This window comes from Rheinheimera tangshanensis, assembly GCF_014645135.1.
Taxonomy (GTDB): Bacteria; Pseudomonadota; Gammaproteobacteria; order Enterobacterales; family Alteromonadaceae; genus Pararheinheimera; species Pararheinheimera tangshanensis.
The window spans coordinates 261,775-280,022 of record NZ_BMLH01000001.1 but is presented as its reverse complement, the minus strand read 5'-3'; the positions used below and the strand labels follow the sequence as shown (position 1 = coordinate 280,022).

12 protein-coding genes are annotated in these 18,248 nt (G+C 47.0%); 5 read left to right on the top strand and 7 right to left on the bottom strand.

The window, feature by feature from the left end; genetic code table 11:
* Nucleotides 1-26: 26 nt before the first annotated feature.
* From IEW88_RS01250 to IEW88_RS01240, 3 genes are all read right to left on the bottom strand, one after another.
* Nucleotides 27-1,001 carry a Gfo/Idh/MocA family protein gene (locus IEW88_RS01250; protein WP_147903042.1) on the bottom strand — a complete coding sequence of 325 codons (975 nt, stop codon included), beginning with the start codon at nt 999-1,001 and terminating at the stop codon, nt 27-29.
* A 225-nt stretch (nt 1,002-1,226) separates the two neighbouring features.
* Nucleotides 1,227-1,946 carry a SapC family protein gene (locus IEW88_RS01245; RefSeq protein ID WP_147903043.1) on the bottom strand — a complete coding sequence of 240 codons (720 nt, stop codon included), beginning with the start codon at nt 1,944-1,946 and terminating at the stop codon, nt 1,227-1,229.
* A gap of 237 nt (nt 1,947-2,183) precedes the next feature.
* Nucleotides 2,184-4,895, bottom strand: a complete 2,712-nt coding sequence (locus IEW88_RS01240) for a TonB-dependent receptor (RefSeq protein WP_053423815.1) — start codon at nt 4,893-4,895, stop codon at nt 2,184-2,186.
* A gap of 485 nt (nt 4,896-5,380) precedes the next feature.
* Here IEW88_RS01240 and IEW88_RS01235 point away from each other — a divergent pair, with 485 nt between their 5' ends.
* On the top strand, nt 5,381-6,412 hold the full coding sequence (locus tag IEW88_RS01235; protein WP_053423814.1) for a LacI family DNA-binding transcriptional regulator: 1,032 nt from the start codon (nt 5,381-5,383) through the stop codon (nt 6,410-6,412).
* Nucleotides 6,413-6,449: 37 nt separating this feature from the next.
* On the opposite strand, the gene IEW88_RS01230 is transcribed toward IEW88_RS01235, so the two are convergent.
* A complete protein-coding gene (locus tag IEW88_RS01230) occupies nt 6,450-7,700 on the bottom strand; it encodes a DUF819 family protein (protein ID WP_053423813.1) in 1,251 nt (416 codons plus the stop codon).
* Nucleotides 7,701-8,055: 355 nt separating this feature from the next.
* On the opposite strand from IEW88_RS01230, the gene IEW88_RS01225 reads away from it, so the two are divergent.
* The gene (locus tag IEW88_RS01225) at nt 8,056-8,808 is read left to right on the top strand and encodes a 3-hydroxybutyrate dehydrogenase (protein WP_229670221.1); all 753 of its coding nucleotides are present in this window, start codon (nt 8,056-8,058) and stop codon (nt 8,806-8,808) included.
* A 59-nt stretch (nt 8,809-8,867) separates the two neighbouring features.
* Nucleotides 8,868-12,356: a PAS domain-containing hybrid sensor histidine kinase/response regulator gene (locus IEW88_RS01220; protein ID WP_229670219.1), complete on the top strand. Its 3,489-nt coding sequence runs from the start codon at nt 8,868-8,870 to the stop codon at nt 12,354-12,356.
* Between the two features lies 1 nt (nt 12,357).
* On the opposite strand, the gene IEW88_RS01215 is transcribed toward IEW88_RS01220, so the two are convergent.
* Nucleotides 12,358-13,251, bottom strand: coding sequence for a LysR family transcriptional regulator (locus tag IEW88_RS01215; RefSeq protein ID WP_053423811.1), 894 nt, complete (start codon nt 13,249-13,251; stop codon nt 12,358-12,360).
* A 162-nt stretch (nt 13,252-13,413) separates the two neighbouring features.
* Between IEW88_RS01215 and IEW88_RS01210 the strand changes: the two genes are divergently transcribed.
* Nucleotides 13,414-13,602 (top strand): hypothetical protein, encoded by a 189-nt coding sequence (locus IEW88_RS01210; RefSeq protein WP_147903044.1) that lies wholly within the window; start codon nt 13,414-13,416, stop codon nt 13,600-13,602.
* Nucleotides 13,603-14,223: 621 nt separating this feature from the next.
* On the top strand, nt 14,224-15,018 hold the full coding sequence (locus IEW88_RS01205; RefSeq protein ID WP_147903045.1) for a glycoside hydrolase family 19 protein: 795 nt from the start codon (nt 14,224-14,226) through the stop codon (nt 15,016-15,018).
* A 137-nt stretch (nt 15,019-15,155) separates the two neighbouring features.
* Here IEW88_RS01205 and IEW88_RS01200 read toward each other — a convergent pair whose 3' ends face one another.
* The gene (locus IEW88_RS01200; RefSeq protein WP_147903046.1) at nt 15,156-15,803 is read right to left on the bottom strand and encodes a response regulator; all 648 of its coding nucleotides are present in this window, start codon (nt 15,801-15,803) and stop codon (nt 15,156-15,158) included.
* 152 nt (nt 15,804-15,955) lie between these two features.
* Nucleotides 15,956-18,178: a TonB-dependent receptor gene (locus IEW88_RS01195; protein ID WP_147903047.1), complete on the bottom strand. Its 2,223-nt coding sequence runs from the start codon at nt 18,176-18,178 to the stop codon at nt 15,956-15,958.
* Nucleotides 18,179-18,248: the final 70 nt, after the last annotated feature.

Below are 18,248 nucleotides of genomic sequence, written 5' to 3'. Positions count from 1 at the left end.
CTCTCGCCGTTGGACTTGGGGCTGAGTTAAAACTCTGGCCCCAGGATCTGCTCCATCATCCAGCTGGCTTTTAACGCAGTTTTGCCTGTAGACGGGTGACCAGTGCCATGCAACAAATCCTGCACCATAGCCTGAATATGGTAAAACTGGATGTTTTCCGGATGCGCTATATCCAGGCTTAATTGCTGTTCTGCGCTAAACAACAGCACGGGCTCATTTTCAAATACAGAAAACTCAATCCGGCCTTTACTGCCGTATATCACCACTCTGTCTGTCCGCTGCGCTGCAGCGAAGTTCCAGAAGCCAGAACCTAAACAACCTGATTGAAACTGCCAGACCGCAGATACCGCATCTTCTGCCGCATAAAGCTGTTGCTGGTTTTGGCTGATACCACGCACATCCTGCACATCCCCGAGCAGATACAAGAATAAATCCAGGCCATGGCTGGCTAAGTCAATAAAGTAGCCGCCACCTGATTTGGCCGGATCAGTGCGCCAATTGTAGTGACCAGCCAGATCTACTGCATTCGGAGTACGGCAGAAACTCCATTGCACCTGACGTGGCACACCAATCAATTCTTGTTCCAGCCACTCTTTGATTTTTAAAAAACGCGGCAAAGAGCGACGATAATAAGCCACATACAAAGGCAGCTGTTTTTGCTCGAAAGCTAACGTCATTTCAATACATTCGGCTGTACTGAGTGCCATAGGTTTTTCAACACAACAAATTTTACCAGCGGCAGCGACCAGCAACGCATAGTCTTTGTGACTGTCAGGAGGGGTCGCCACATACACAGCATCGACCTCAGGGTCGTTGATCAATTGCTGCGCATCACTATACCAACGAGGTACCTGATGGCGTTTGGCATAATCTTCTGCTTTGGCCGCGTCCCGACGCATTACCGCCACTAAACTGGATTGCTCCACTTTGTTAAAAGCCGGACCGCTTTTTAATTCAGTGACATTGCCACAGCCTATAATTCCCCACCGCACCTGCTGCATAAAATTTCACAGTTCCTGAGTCTGATATCACTTTACTTTACTGAGCTGCGCCATAGATAGCTAGCTTGTCTGCTCTATTTGGATATGAAGAAAGAGAAAGCCAAGAGCCGTTTGCTCAAAGAGCCTTAGGTAAAAATGGATAAGGAAGCCGCTGAAACAGGGGGCGAAACCAGAAAGGAGACAACAAGCAGCACAGACCGTGCTGCTTGTTGTGATAAATCAAAGTTAGGCGGCAGCTGCCACGGCTTTATTTGCCCGCTCGCCAAGACGCTGCACTTGTTGTAATGACATTAAATGAGCGTAAATGGCTGGCATCAAACCACGTTTGATCAAATCCAATAATTGTTCATCAGACAATGAATTCAGTTTCTTCTCATCAACAATATAGATCCCTGATATCTCACGAGGTTCACCTTCTAATCTGATGGTTAACGTCTGAGGGATCAACAATTCCATATCAGCCAGCGTCTTGTTAAAGGCTTTTGTGGATTGAGATTGCATAAAAAATTCGCGCATGGAATCCACACGGGATTTTAAAAAGTCAGACTCTGAACCATCTTCATTAAATAATGGATGTCCAGTTTCAGTATTCACCATTGGGCTTGATTCAACCAGAGCGACAAGCAGCTGACCTTCCTTGCTTGGGTCATCAGCTAGAGTTAACGGGTGATTCCATAACACTTTCGGTACGTAAAAGCCTTGCCATCTTCCCTCTGTGAGCATCAGGTTCTCACCTGTTTTCAGGCCCAGCATAACTACCGCATCGAAACGCTCTGTAGCAGGATCTTTAATGAACACTATAGGTAATTCAGCACCAATACGCACAAACTCCTGAACTACAACAGGCAGAATATGTTGCTCTTGCGCAAAAGCCAGAGCGTTTACAGTGTTAATTTTTATTTGTGCATGTTTTTCTTTTTGTAATGGAGCAATTTGCAGTGACATGAATAATACCTTTTACATCATTAACGAATCTAACCCTGTTGCGGGTTAACGACCAATATACAGCAGACCGATGTATGCTTAATTTAGACCCCAACTTACCCCAGTTTTTGCTTCGAAACCAGAGGAAACACAGAATTTTTATGACCAGATTTATGCAGAGATGGCTCGCAGTTCATTTTATTCAGAGCAAAAAAAACGGCACACTCAGGTATGCCGTTTTTATTCAGCAGATCTTTATCAGAATCTTAAATTAGCACCCAAGGTAAACCTACGGCCGTTTTTATAGATAGATGTCGGACGCTCTTTATCAATATGGTATTGATACACCTCTTCGTCCAACAGGTTGACAGCTTCAAATACAAACTGAACATACTCGTTCATATCATAAGTTAAGCTGGCGTCGACCTGACCAAAACTGTCAGTGTAGGACTCAGAGCCAAACTCGCTTAAGCCGTTGTAAAACTCAGTGCGGTAGTTGTAGCTCAGGCGGGCGCTGAACAGATCATTCTCGTAATAACCAGTTAAGTTAGCCATATGCTTGGAGCTGCCAATAATCAGGCCTGAACCTGGATTATTCACCGCATCACGGGCTTGATCACTGTCGGAATCTGTGTAGGTGTAGTTAGTAATAACACCAAAATCACCGATAGCCTGCTGATAGGACAATTCAACCCCCTGAGCTGTTCCACCTAAACCATTGGCAGGTTCAGTGATCGCCACCTCAACGTTTTCGTCGTTGATCTCGTCATAAACAGTTTCCAGAGTGACAGTATTCAGCACAGAACCTTTAATATCTTTATGGAAAAAGGTCGCAGCTAATAAAGAACTTGGGTTGAAATACCACTCGTATGCGATATCGAATTGGTTAGCACGCACCGGATCCAACATTGGATTGCCGCGACTACCTGTCAGAGTCACAGTGTTGGTTGATTGCTGGTTAGCGATATTCACATAATCAGGACGCGACATCACTCTGGCAGCAGAGAAACGTAATAAAGTATCTTCTGCCACATCAAACACCAGGTTCAGGTTAGGTAATACATCAGTGTATTCATGATCCACTGTCGCATACCGAACATTCCAATTTCCTTCATTGGCAGAGTCAACAGCACCAGCTAACAAACTATAACCATCGAGCATAGAGATAGAGGCTGCAACCCAGTCACCATCCCAGTTATAACCGGAAGACTCCACCTGAGTTTTCACTAAACGTACGCCCATATCACCGCGGACACCTTCGCCGGAGAAGTCGCCTTTGATATAACCAGCCCACACCTTCTCGTTCACTTCCCAGGTATTAGGTAAAAATAGAAAACGTGCAGTAGGTGAGCCATAAGCTTCAGCTGGGAAAGCGAGAGTTGCAGAATTAGCTCTGCTCATCAGCGGGTAATAGGCATAACTGTCGCCGCCAGCAAAATCAGCGAAAGTGTATTGCCCCAGCACCTGATTAGCCCAATTTGTTTCGCCCGGTTTCAGCACACCATAAGGACCATTCACAGGATCAACATGTTGAGAATCTGCACTCCAGTGGAAACGGATACCGTCTTGTTTTTGCCCTTTGGTATGATCCTGATAAAACACACCCGTCTTGATACTGTTAAATAAACCGTGGTCCACATCAAACGAATAATCCAGACCCGCATAGTCTTCTTCATCCGTCATGACACGCGAACCTTCCTGCATCCAGTCCAGCGTACGGCCGAGAATATCATCCTGAGTTTCAAGATTACCGGCTGTGACATAATTCGACAGATTCAGACCAGAATCATAACTGGATGAGGCATAAGTACCGTTAAACTGATGATATCTGTCGCGTGATGTGCCACCTTCAGCTTCTGTTGTACCCAGCTTACCTGTGATTTTACTGCCACTGTCCAGCGTGTGGTTGATTTCAAAATCATAAGACTGAGCATCGCTGTAGGAAATACGGTCAATGATGGCAAACTCCGAGCCTGCGTTGTTTGCCGTGCCTGACACTATGCCACTGCCTTTGATCACGGCTGAGTCTTCTACAAAACCTGAGTTATAAAACGTATATAAATTGTGGTTGATGTTGTTCGCGTCCAGAGTAGTATCTAACACGTTTAATACGATGTCAGTTTGCTCTGACGGACGCCATTGCACCGAAACTAAGCCGGTTTCACGTTCGCGCTCCTGCTGGAAAAAAGCGTCACCGATAATACGTGGAGCCCAGTAATCTTCGCCATCCACTTCCTGACGACCAAAGCCTAACACCTCTTTTCCCTCGCGGGCTAAAGTACGGTCCTGCTTGGTTAGTGACACCAGAATACCGAAATTCTCGTCTTCATTTTTCCATGAATACAGCCCGGATAACTGCGGATCCCATTCTTCGGAGACATCGCTGTATTGGTTCTGCACCTGTAACGATACTGTATTAGCCTCCAGATCCAGAGGTTTACGGGTTTTCAGATAAACGGTTCCACCTAATGAGCCTTCCTGAATATCGGCCTGTGGTGACTTGTAAACTTCTAAATCAGAAACCAGGTTCGAAGGTAATAATGTGAAGTTAAAAGCGCGTGACGGGTTATCCAATACGAACCAATCGGCGGAAGCTACTGAAGCACCATTTAACAAGGTACGGTTTTGCGCCGGATCTGTACCACGGACCGCAATTTTTTCACCTTCACCAAAACCGCGGGTGACAGAAACACCTGTGATACGGGATAAAGATTCAGCAACGTTTTTATCCGGAAACTTGCCAATATCCTCAGCAGTGACGACATCAACCACTGCAGCTGAAAAACGCTTGGCATTGATATTGGCTTCCTGCGAAGCGCGAATACCACGAACTTCAATCACTTCCACTTTTTCTTCCTGCGCTGCCTGCTCTTGCTGCTGGGCAAGTGCCGGTAATGCGCAGCTTGCGGCACCAATCAACAAACTCATTTTTACGGCAAGAGCACACTTATTCATTTTATTGTGCAACATTAGCTTCTCTCCCATTCCTGATCTTTTTTGTGCGATGATTTTTTTATGTCCTGAAACAACAGATTTTCATGATCCCTCATGACAACGCTGTCATTGAAATTCAACATACACAAAAAAAATCAGCTTTGCAAACTCCTTTAGCTGAAAATTTAAACGAATTTAAAAAGTCAGAACTCTGCAGTTAGAACTATTTTTTATAACGCTTTTCCTGCTCACTTCGGCATGCACCACCTTAAATCATTTGTATATATATGATTTGTATAGCAAAAAATGACGAAATGATTTAACCCTAAAAAGGAGTCGTTTTTTCGAACAAAAACGCCAGAATAAATGTTTGCCGTTTTTGCAAAAAAGAGTTATCCCTTAACTTAATCTTTGTTACAAAATGACCAGCGCTGTCATTAAGTTAGCTGGTTCAGCAGAAAAATCGTCTTATTAATTTTCAGCATAAGGCCCTGCGGTGTTGTGCTTTTTGGGATCCAGCAATGAAAGTGACCATTCATGACGTAGCTGCAAAAGCGGGTGTGTCAATCAAGACAGTGTCGCGGGTGATGAACAACGAACCGTCGGTAAAACAAGCGACGATCGATAAAGTGAATCAAGCGATGCAGGAGCTTCATTATCAACCAAATGCTGCAGCGCGTAATTTGGCCAGCACTAAATCGTACAGCATTGGTTATATCTATGATAACCCGAATGCCTACTATGTAATTGATATGCAAAGAGGTTTGTTGGATGCTTGCCGTAAACATGGTTATGAGCTGCTGATCCATCCTACCAATGCTAAATCCCCAGGCATAGTGCAGGAAGTGATCGATCTGGTGCAGCATTCCAGGCTGGCAGGTTTAGTCCTCACTCCGCCATTTTCAGAAATGCCTGAAATTGCCGAGGCACTGAGTCGTATTAATGTCGATTTTGTCCGTATTATTTCCGGCTCTACTCCGTCACCGAAACAAACTAACTGCGTACTGGTCGACGACTTTACGGCAGCCTTTAAGATCACTAACCATTTGCTGGAGTTAGGTCATAGCCAGATCGCATTTTTATGTGGCGATGAGGAACATAGTTCCAGTGGTGAGCGTTTAGCAGGTTTCAAAGCGGCACTGACCAAAAGAGGTATAGAAACCAACCCCAAATTTATCGTGCCGGGCAGTTATTCGTTTGAATCCGGAGTCAAAGGCGCGACTCAGTTGCTGGCCTTAGCCAACAAGCCGACAGCTATATTCGCCTGTAACGATGAAATTGCAGCAGGGGCTTTATTTAGCGCCCGCCTGCAGCATATTGAAATTCCACAGCAGCTTTCTATTGTGGGTTTTGAGAACAGTCCGTTTTCACGCCAAACCTGGCCACCACTGACCACAGCACACCAGCCGAACAGCATCATAGCGCAAAGCGCTGCCGAGTTACTCTTTAAACACACCAGACCAGGTTGTCAAAATCAGACTGACGATCAGCCGGTTTTTATTCCTGAGTTACTGGTACGAGAATCGACAGCTCCAGTGGAGTCAGAGTCTTGACTCTGCCCCACTGCATGAGTGACCTCAGTTGAATGGCTTAAGGCGCAACCTGCTGCAGCAATAATCCCGCTATATAACCACCATAAGTGCCCAGCGCATAACCTAATACCGCCAGTAATACACCCACAGGAGCTAAAGCCGGATGAAAGGCCGCAGCGACAACAGGAGCAGAAGCAGCACCACCCACATTGGCCTGACTACCCACCGCCATATAAAACATCGGAGCTTTAATCAGGCGAGCAACAAAAATCAGCAGACCTGCATGGAAACTCATCCAAATCACGCCGACAACAAACATCACTGGATAATCCAGGATAGCGGTCACGTCCATATGCATACCAATAGTTGCAACCAGAATGTAGATAAAGACCGAACCTAATTTTGAAGCGCCCACCGCCTCCAAATTACGGGCTTTGGTTGCAGACAATATCAAGCCCAAAGTCGTTGCAATCAGCACCAGCCAGAAGAAAGTACTGGTTAAACTATACATCGCCAACTCTGGTGCATTCAGTTCAATCCATGGCGCAATACTATCAGCCAGCAAATGCGAAATACCCGTCACGCCAAAGGCAACTGCAACCAGTTTCATTAAATCAGTTAAGCTCGGATTGCGGGAATTTTCGGCCTGATACTTCTCAATTTTTTGCTTTAAGGCCTCGATGCCTGAGGTATCCGCTTTATTGGCCCGATCAAAACGCTCGGAATTGTTAGCTATCCACAACAATACCGCCATCCAGATATTCGCTACTATGACATCCACGGTAATCATCACCGAGAAAATTGGCCCGCCAACTTCAAACACCTCTTTCATTGCCGCCTGATTCGCACCACCGCCAATCCAGCTGCCGGCTATGGTAGTCATACCACGCCAAATCGCATTTTCACCTTCACCACCTACAGCTTCAGGTGCAACACTGCCAACAAGAGCCAAAGCTAAAGGCCCACCTATAATAATACCGGCAGTCCCCGTCAGGAACATAATCAGGGCCTTAGGGCCCAGTCCTAAAATAGCTTTAAAATCAACGCTAATAGTTAAGAGCACTAAACTGGCTGGCAACAGATAACGTGATGCCACTTTATAGAGTTCAGATTTATCACCATCGATAATGCCGAAACTGTTAAATAACGACGGAATGAAGTAGCACAGCAATAAAGCTGGTACATATTTATAAAAGCCCTGGCAATATTTATTGCTGCTTTGGCTGGTATGAAACACCAACCCCAAAATGACAGCCAATAACCCTAGTACCACCGCATCATTGGTGATCAGCGCAGTAGATTGTTCCATACTTTGTCCTCGGTTCTACCCTGTAGAGTGGGTATAGTGCTGCAGCAGTTTTTATAAATGGCTATTATTTTCAGCTTTAATGCTATTTATTTGTGATAACAGATAAAAACATCAGTTATCCATGCCATTGTGCTAACAGAACTTTGTAGTTATTTTTTACGTGAAGCTTAAATCTATCACAGCTGACGGGCCAGACAAAACAAAGTTTCCCGCCAGGCTATAGTTCAGCAAAAACTAACGACTAAATACTTTTGCAGACAAAAACCTTCAGCTATAGCACTAAAGTACCGTTGTGCTTAAATCCCTGAGATCCTACTCTGCCCGATAGAGAGTTTTTATCAGCACAGGCAGTTGGATGATGAATGTATTAATAACAGGCGGTACTGGTGGTATTGGTTTTGCAGTGGCTGAACATTTTGGCCGTTTGGGCCATCATGTGATTTTGGCGGATATCAACAGCAGCCAGCTGGAGTTGCGTCAGCGCGAGCTAGAGGCCGCAGGTTATAAAGCCAGCAGCATACTGTTGAATTTGACAGAACAAAGCTCTATCGAAGCCTGCGCTCAGGCCTATCAAATCGATATTCTGATCAATAATGCCGGAGTGCAGCACGTCGCCAGGCTGGAAGATTTCCCTGAACAAAAATGGCAGCAACTGCTGCAAGTGATGCTGACGGGCCCGGCTATGCTCACCAAAGCTGTGTTACCACGGATGCAGCAACAGGGTTTTGGCCGGGTCATTAATATTGGTTCTATCCACGCGCTGGTAGCTTCACCTTTTAAATCCGCTTATGTCGCCGCCAAACATGGCTTATTGGGGTTTAGCAAAGTAGTGGCGTTAGAAAATGCTAACTTTGACTTCACCATCAATACCATTTGTCCTGCTTATGTCCGCACCCCGCTGGTTGATCAACAAATAGCAGCGCAGAGTAAAGAACATAACCTGACAGAACAACAAGTGATAGAGCAAATTATGCTGGCACCTATGCCACAAAAAGCCTTTATTGGGGTGGATGAAATTGCCAGCACAGCGGCTTTTTTATGTGAGCCCGCAGCCCGACATATCACAGCTCAGACACTGGTACTGGACGGTGGCTGGACAGCTCGTTAAATGTCTTCAACACCGTGCTGGACAGCTACCAAAACATCAGGGCAGAATGAAATTATTTCATGGCCACTGACCTGATTATGACTTTACCTGCCAGCAACATAGGTCTTGGCACTATTGCTGCTTTGTCTTTGCTGTATTTACTGGTGCTGCTGGGTGTCGGGGCGGTGGGCCGCAGACTGCAGCGCCATCACCCTGTATCGCCCTGGATTTTCAGTTTCGCGTTATCGATTTACTGTACCTCATGGGCCTTTTACGGCGTCACAGCTCAGGCAGCAGTCAATGGCTGGTGGATACCACCGACTTACATTGGCTCATTGATTTTATTCTGGTTTGCCTTTGGTTTAATAGGCCGTATTGCTATTGCCTGTCGCCGTTACCGTATAACCTCAGTCGCCGACTTTATTGCCACCCGTTATGGGCATTCCCGCTTATTGGCCATTCTCACCACAGTGATAGTGCTGATTGCCATTATTCCTTATATCTCCTTACAACTGCAGGCCATCAGCACCAGCATTCAGGCTTTAGTGGTGATGCAGGACAACAGGCCCTGGTATCAGGACACCGGACTTTATGTCACGCTCTGGCTGGCGGTGTTTGCTTTATTATTTTCCGGTCGCAGTGCCAAAGCGCATCAACCTAATCCCGGCCTGATGGCCGCTATAGCTTTTGAATCACTGGTGAAATTGTTGGCGCTGGTCAGTATTGGTATTTTTGTCTGCTGGGGTATGTTTGACGGCATGCAGGATATTTTCAGCAAAGCTGCTGAACATCAGTCCGTGCAGCACATTCAGCAACAAGGTCAGCCTTCTTATGTCTATTGGGTGCATGTGCTTTTGGGGTTTATCGCCACTTTATGTTTACCCCGCCAATTTCATGTCAGTTTTGTTGAAAACCAGCAACTGAGCTATTTGCACCAAGCCCGCTGGATATTCCCTGGCTACCTGCTGCTGATGAGTGTTTTTACCCTGCCACTGGCGTTGGCTGGCATTATGATGTTGGGGCCACAAGCCAATGTGGATCTGGTAGTGCTGCAACTACCATTAGCAGCCAACCGCACTGACATAGCGTTATTAGCCTATTTAGGTGGATTCTCTGCCGCCACCAGCATGGTGATAGTCGCCACTGTAGTGCTGGGTATTATGATCACCAACGATTTACTAACCCCGCTGATTTACCGCAAACAAAACACCGACGATCCGGGCCAGCAAAAAATTAAAGTCGTCACCTTAAGACGCTGGTCCATGCTGGCTGTGTTGTTTTGTGGTTACCTGTATTACCGCTGGATAGGCACCAACACTGGCCTGGCTCAGCTGGGATTAATGGCTTTTGCTTTAGTAGCCCAATTAGCGCCTGCGTTAATTTTAGGTTTATTCAGTCAGCGCATTAACCGACAAGGTGCCATAGCGGCTTTGTGCAGTGGCCTGCTGATTTGGGCTTATATTTTATTGCTGCCAGAGCTGGCCAGAGCTGGTTTTATTGGCGGCGCCTGGTTAACAGAAGGTCCTTTAGGTCTGCAGTGGCTGGCACCGACTCAGTTATTTGGTGGCCAGATCGATTCGGTGAGCTTAGGTGTGGTATTAAGTCTCACCGTCAATACAGCCATGTTGCTTCTGGTCAGTCATTTCAGCCAAACCCGTTTAGGCGAATGGCTGGAAAGCTACCGCTTTTTACGTCGTCCGAGCCAGCCCAGCACCAACAATCAAAACCCGGTACTGAGTGTGCAGGATGGTTATTTACTGGTGCGGCGTTTTGCCGGTGAAAAAGAAGCGAAAAAACTGCTGCAACGTTACAGTAAAACTGGTCTGGAGATGGAACAATGGGCCAACCCACAATTTATGCAGGCGGTGGAACGTAGTCTGGCGGCTGTGGTGGGTGGTGCATCCATGCGGCTTTTATTACAAGCCTCAGGTAAACATGCCCAACTGCCGATCGAATCTGTTGCTCGTTTTGTCGACGAAGCCAGTCAGGTTTTTCAGTTTAATCAGGCTTTATTGCACGCCACCATCGATAATATCAGCATGGGCATCAGTGTGGTGGATGCCGATTTAAGAGTTATCGCCTGGAATCAACGTTATCTTGAGCTTTTTGCTTATCCACCGGGTTTGGTTGAAGTAGGAAGGCCGGTGGAAGAGCTTATTCGTTATAACCTGCAACGGGGTTTAGCGGGTCAGGTTTTATCTGAACAGGAAATTACTCTGGAAGTGCAAAAACGGCTGAATTATCTACGTCAGGGCAGCAGCTATAAATTTCAGCGCCAGCAACAGGATGGCCGTATTTTTGAAATGTTGGGTAATCCCTTGCCCGGCGGTGGTTTTGTGACCACCTACAGCGATGTCAGCTCTTTTATTGAAGTACAGCGTGAATTAGAGCAAAGCAACAACACGCTGGAGCAACGGGTGAAAAGCCGTACCGCCGAGCTGGAGCAGTTGAACCATCAACTGCAACACACCAAACAACAACTCGAAGCCACCACAGCAGCCAAAACCCGATTTTTTGCCGCTGCCAGCCATGATTTGATGCAACCTTTTAACGCAGCGGCGTTATTTTGTGGCCTTATTCGCCAACAAAGTCAGCAGGATGAAGTCAAACAGCTGGCACAAAACTTAACTCATTCGCTCAACTCTGCCGAAGAGTTGCTGGCCGCTATTCTGGAGCTGACCAAACTGGATGCTGGTGTCGTTAAAGCCCAGCCTGAAACTTTTGCTTTATCTGAATTGCTGGATCAAAGCGCTCGGGAAGCTGCGGTATTGGCCCAGAGCAAAGGTTTAAGCTTTAAGTATGTGCCTACCCGCCTTGGCACTATGAGCGACGCCAAACTATTAAAACGAGTAGTGCAGAATTTATTGGCCAATGCGCTGCGTTATACGCCAAACGGCAAAATTCTGCTGGGGGTAAAACGTCAGGCACAGTATTTACATATTTGTGTCTGTGACACAGGTGTGGGTATTAGCGAAGCAGATCAACAGAAAATCTTTGATGAGTTCCAACAAGGCAGTCAGGCTGATCAAAAAGGTTTAGGCATTGGGCTTGCGATCAGCCAGCGTATTTGTAGCTTATTAGGCCATCAAATTAGCTTTCGTTCGGTGCCAGATAAAGGCAGCTGCTTTTATGTTCAGCTCCCACTTATGCGCGTTAGCCAAAGAGTCACACCACAACTGAAGACCAATCAACCGAGCCGCTTTACCGGACAACGTATTTTACTGATGGATAACGAAGCTGTATTGCTGCAGGCGGTGTCACAGTTACTGCAAAGCTGGCACTGTGACGTGATAGCGGTCAGCTCCCCCAGTGAAGCTTTAGCTGCTGTGCAACAAGGCTTTAAACCTGATTTGATGCTGTTTGATTACCATCTGGATCAGGGCGCAACAGGAGTGGAAGTGGCAGTGCAACTGGCCGAGCACTTTGGTATCAGTGCGCCAGTCGTGATCAACTCAGCCGACCAAAGTGCAGATATCCGTCAGCATGCTCTGAATGCAGGCTTTCACTTTATGCTCAAACCCTTAAAAGAGGTGTCGTTGAAGCGACTGCTGCAACGTTTGCTGAATTGATTCAGACCGCGAACTGTTGCTGTAAAAACTGGATCACCACCTTTAATCCCGCCTTCATATGATGACGGTTTGGATACACCAGATGTAGCGGCAGGGGTTCAGGCATATAGTCCTGCATCACCTCCACCAGACTGCCATTTTGCAGCTCTTTTTCCACCTGATAGCGGGTCACAAACAATAATCCCATATCCGCCAGAGCGGCATGTTTAAGCGCCCTGTTGCTGTTGCATAACACCCGGCCAGAGGTCAAAACCTCAATGCTTTGATCCATATAACGGAAAAACCAGGTGCGATCGGCAATGGACGATCCCGAGCTTAAACATTGATGCTGGCATAAATCGGCCGGGCTTTGCGGTGTGCCAAAAGTGGCCAAATAACCAGGAGAGGCAACCATGGTAATAGGTAAACCAGGCAGAGATCGGGCAATCAGGCTGGAATTAGCCAAACGACCAAAACGTATACCTAAATCCATTTTATCCGCGATCAGATCGATGACCTTGTCGTTCAAATCCAGCTCAATGCTTAACTTAGGGTATTGTTTCAACAACTGTGGCAACAAAGGCGCTATGCGCAAAGTACCGAAAGTGACAGGGACACTAATGCGAATTAAACCTGAAGGTTCATCCCTCAGCTCGGACAAATGATGCTCAGCTTTGTCGGCCTGTGCCACCACTTGCTGACAGTAATCAAAAAAGGCCTCCCCCTCTGAGGTTAAACTCAACTGACGGGTGGAGCGTTGCAATAAACGTACATTCAAATGTTGCTCTAAACGACTAATGGCTTTACTGACAGCACCTTTGGACATATCAAGCGCTACAGCTGCCTGAGTAAAACTGCGGCTTTCCACCACTTTGGCAAAAGTGGCCATATCACTTAAACGCTGAAGCAACGACATCCCTGCACCTTTTTCTTATATTGTTTACGGTGTTGATTTTAACCGGATTTTTTCGTCCTGACTGTTTCTTTTAGGAAACTATCTGTCTTTGTTGATCCGGCTAATCAAGCTATTTAAACCTCTCTACACTGCTCACTATTCAAACAGCAGGAGGACGAGACGATGTTCAGACGCGATGCTATGTTCAAACAAAGTTTAATTCAGGTCTTTAAAGGCTTAGCTGAATTTCATGGTTATGTGCCGGACACCACTGCTTTAAAGACTGGAGCAGATAAAACAGCCACTATCAGTCCGGTAAAGCAAGCTCAAGTTTCAGCTTCAAACCAAGCTACAACAGTCAGTTGCTGCTAACGACCAGTTCCTAGCTAAAAGGCGTTGCCGCCTCTTTTGCCCACCCAAAGCGGTGGGCTTTTTTATTCGCTGCCATCCATGGCGCTCACCCTGTCGGGCCATCGTCGCTTCGCTCTAATGTTCAAAATCGCTCCATGCGATTTTGTATTCGCTGCCATCCATGGCGCTCACCCTGTCGGGCCATCGTCGCTTCGCTCTAATGTTCACAAAACGGCAGGATAGCCGTTTTGCACAGCTTTAGCTGCCCGAGGCGAACATCATGGACGATGTGAGTGCAAATCGCTCCATGCGATTTTGTATTCGCTGCCATCCATGGCGCCTTCCGGCCAGTGGACAGAGCCACTGGCGCTCATCCGGGCATTGCCAAACTGTTGGCAATGCTTTATCCGGCTTCACCCTGTCGGGCCATCGTCGCTTCGCTCCAATCTTCACAAAACGGCAGGATAGCCGTTTTGCACAGCTTTAGCTGCCCGAGGCGAACATCATGGACGATGTGAGTGCAAATCGCTCCATACGATTTTGTATCTATTGCCATCTATATAATCAGAAAAAATCTTCCTTCATTTCACAAAAACTGCACCATACTTTGTACCTGTTATTCACAACGACAGGGGGCGCATCATGCTTTATCAGGTCAAAGCCGGGGATAGCTTAAGTAGCATAGCCGCCAATTATTATGGGGATAGTAGCAAAGCCAGTTGGATTGCCAGTCAGAATCATCTGAGTAATCCGAACCAGCTTTATCCGGGTCAACAGTTAGAATTACCAGTCGTACCGACCACAACCTCCGCCTCACTGGTGAGCCCGGCTTTGTTATCAGCCTTATGCCCGGCTTTAAACAGCGCTGCTATAACTGACTTTTGCCAAGCGCTGGCTTTGGATTTACCTAAAGCTCAAATTACGCCGCCTTTGTGTATCGCGCATTTTATGGCGCAAACCGCTCATGAAAGCGCCGGTTACTCACAACTCAGAGAAAACCTGAACTACAGCGCCTCTGCGCTGAGCTCTTTATTTGCTAAGTATTTTGTTGGTGTGGACGTCAGCAGCTACGCCCGTCAGCCGGAAAAAATCGCCAACCGTATTTATGCCAACAGAATGGGTAATGGCAATGAACAAAGTGGTGACGGCTGGGCCTACAGAGGACGCGGTATTATTCAGTTAACAGGCAAAGCTAACTATCAGGCCTTTAGTCAGGACTGGGGCGTGGATGTGGTCAGTCAACCGGATTTAGTCGCTACAGATCCAGTGTTGGCAGTAGCTTCAGGCTGCTGGTATTGGCAAAAACGCAATATCAATGCTGCAGCACAAGCTGACGATTTAACCAAAGTCACCCAACTAATTAACGGCGGCACCAATGGAATAGAAGACAGAGCACATTTGCTTGGCATAGCGAAACAACAGATGAACCTTAAGTAATCAATAGCTATATCCCCTAAGTAATTGGAATTGCAGCGCGACGACAAGTGATGGAGACCCCAGGAGCATAGTAAACCTATGTGACTGGGGCGAGAGCGCGCAGTCAACAAAGCTGCGGTTCCAAGTACGACGGGGAGTTAAAACTCGTCTGGCAGCTTTAACTTCTCAAACATAATCCCGGCCAAAGTCCGGTTATTCACATTCAGTTTGCGCAAAATCGCTGACACATGCTGCTTGATGGTGGTTTCCTGCACCTGCATTTCATAGGCAATTTGTTTATTCAGTAAGCCATCAGCGATCATTTTCAGCACCCGAAATTGCTGGGGCGTCAGTTGCTCCAGCCGGCGGGCAAAATCCTGATCAATCAGATCTCTGGCTTTTTCCACTTCGTTGACCAGTTCAGCGGGAACCCAACTCTCCCCTGCGACGACCTGCGCTACAGCTTCGGATAATAAATCCAGCGGCGCAGATTTTGGAATATAGGCCGAAGCTCCAAGCTGCAAGGCTTGCTTAATTACAGCAGGATCTTCAATAGCAGATACCATCAAAATAGCGATATCGGGGTATTCGGTGCGAAGCGACGTCAAACCGGCAAAACCTTCGGCATCCGGCAGTTTCAAATCCAAAAAGATTAATTCAGTATCAGGGTGTTGCAGCAATAAAGCCCATAACTGCGCCATGCTATTGGCCTGCAGTAATACCGCATCTGTACCAAGAATTTGTTGGGAAGCCTGTGCCAGAGCGACACGGAATAACGGGTGGTCATCAGCAATAATTGCAATCATAACAATACTGTATCAACATTATGAGACCTCTTTATAACATACTTCATCCGGCCTTTTCGCCCCAGTTACATAAGTTTATTGGCTGCGCCTTTTCCACCTGAAACCGCAGACAAGGGCGGAGATAAACTCCGCCCCTATATCACACCGTCAGCTTAGAAACGGTATCCCAAAGTTAAGCTATAAGTTCTTGGATCACCGTAGTAGGCGGTAATGGTTTGCTCCCCGGCCAGCAGCGGGAAGTTGTACCCAGCAATACGGGTTTCCTTATCGCCTATATTGCGCACCTGAGCGGATAAGTCCCAGTGGCCATCGTTGGAGTACCAGGTAGCTCCAGCATTGAAGAGGGTATAACCACCAAAGTCCAGCACGGACGGCACTTCAAAAATCTGCGTATCAGCGCGGTACGACCCCATGACGTTATACACAATTTCACCTATGCTGGCGCTCTGGGTGTATTTCAGGCCTAAAGTACCAGTCCACTCGGGTGTATTGGCAAAAGACCAAATATCAGACACATCAACATTGGTCTGAGACGCAGCGTCAAAAAACACCACTTCGTTAAACTTAGCGTCTGTGTACCCTAAGATACCAGTCAGCTCTAAGTTACTGGTCAAAACAGAGATCATCTCCACTTCAAAACCACGAATGTCAGCGCTGGCGGCGTTTAATACCTGAGATGCCACAGTGTTATTCACAGCACGCTGCACAGTCACCTGCATATCGTCATAGCTGGACGTAAATGCTGCCGCGTTTAAACGTAAAGTACGATCATTCCACTCACTTTTAAAACCAATTTCAAAAGTATCTACCGTCTCTTCCTGATACGGGTCGCCCGCATTCGGGTTAATAGACTGGTTGCCGCGCATATCAAAACCACCGGATTTAAAACCGTCGGTGTACGAGCCGTACCACATAAAGTTGTCGTTGCTCTGGTATTCAAAACCTACGCGGGGTGAAAAATGGCTGAAGCTTTCGCTGCCTGTAAAATCAGACTGTACTGCGATAGGAGTGCCAGCGTCCCTTGGGTTTTTATAACCCAGATAAACGAAGCGATAGACTTCGGCATCTTTATCATCTTTGGTATAACGACCACCTAAAGTGAAAGACAGCTTGTCTGTGTATTGATAACTACCCTGGGCATAAGCGGCTACGCTGTCCGTATCCACACAACCACCGTTTTCAGTGGTGACGCCCAAGCCCTGCACCAACACAGTACCAAAAGCACCACAAGCTTCGCCTTTGAAATAGTACAGGCCAGAGGCCATGGTCAGTTTGTCGCCGTTAAACAACAACTGCAATTCCTGTGAGGTTTGTTCATCTTCATAGAAGGCCGGAACGTCCAGTGACGGTAATTCTGTTGCATCAAAGTCGATATTGGTGTCGGTGACGCCTTCGCGTTTGGCCGTAATAGATTTGAAGGTCCAGTCGCTGTTGATATCCCAGGCAATAGTCAAAGACTGACCTTCAGTCACGACTGAGTTATCCACTGGCATGCTGGTATTGGAGTCAAATACGCTTTCTGGTGGCGCATCCCCTGTCACTAAACTTGGGGTTAAACGATGGCCGCCTTTGGAGTTTGAATCATCTTCAGTGCGATCGGCAGCAAAACTAATACGCACGTTGTCTGTCGCCTGATACTGCAGACTGACCCGGCCGGTCATAATATCTTTATCGTAGTTCTCCGCACCTGTATTGAGGTAAGTACCAAAACCATCACGGTTTAGCGTGGCTAAAGCGGCACCAAAAAACAGCTTGTCTGTTAATGCCGTCTGACCGGCAATTTTAAAGTCTTTTTGACCATAGTTACCTACAGTGCCACGTAAACTGAGTTCATTGTCACCACTTAAAGGCTTAGTGATGTATTTCACAGCACCGCCTATGGTATTACGGCCATACAAAGTGCCCTGAGGGCCACGTAATACTTCGATACGCTCTACATCGTACACGTCCATAGCAGCGCCCTGCGGACGAGCCATATACACATCATCAATATAAATACCCACACCAGGTTCAAAACCCCAGAGCGGATCCTGCTGGCCAATACCACGGATATAAGCCGTTAAAGTGCTGTTGGTGCCACGGGATACCTGCAAGGTGGTGTTCGGTGAATAGGCCTGCACTGCGGTTAAGTTTTCAATACCACGCTGCGCCAGAGCCTCTGCACCTATAGAGGTTACGGCCACAGGTACCTGCTGCAGGTTTTCAGCGGTTTTACGGGCTGTCACCTGAATAACTTCCAGCGTCGCTTCTTCTTGTTGTTTTGTTTCGTCGCTGGCCTGCTCCGCCATTGCCGGATTAATTAATGCTGACCCTATCAGCACTGCTAATAAAGTGGGTTGGAATACAGTCTTCGTCTTCTTATTGTTATGGGCCATCTGGCTTCTCCTGCTAACTTGTCCAGTACCACTCTAGGCTGTCCTGTCGAAATGTTAAGCTGTACCTTAG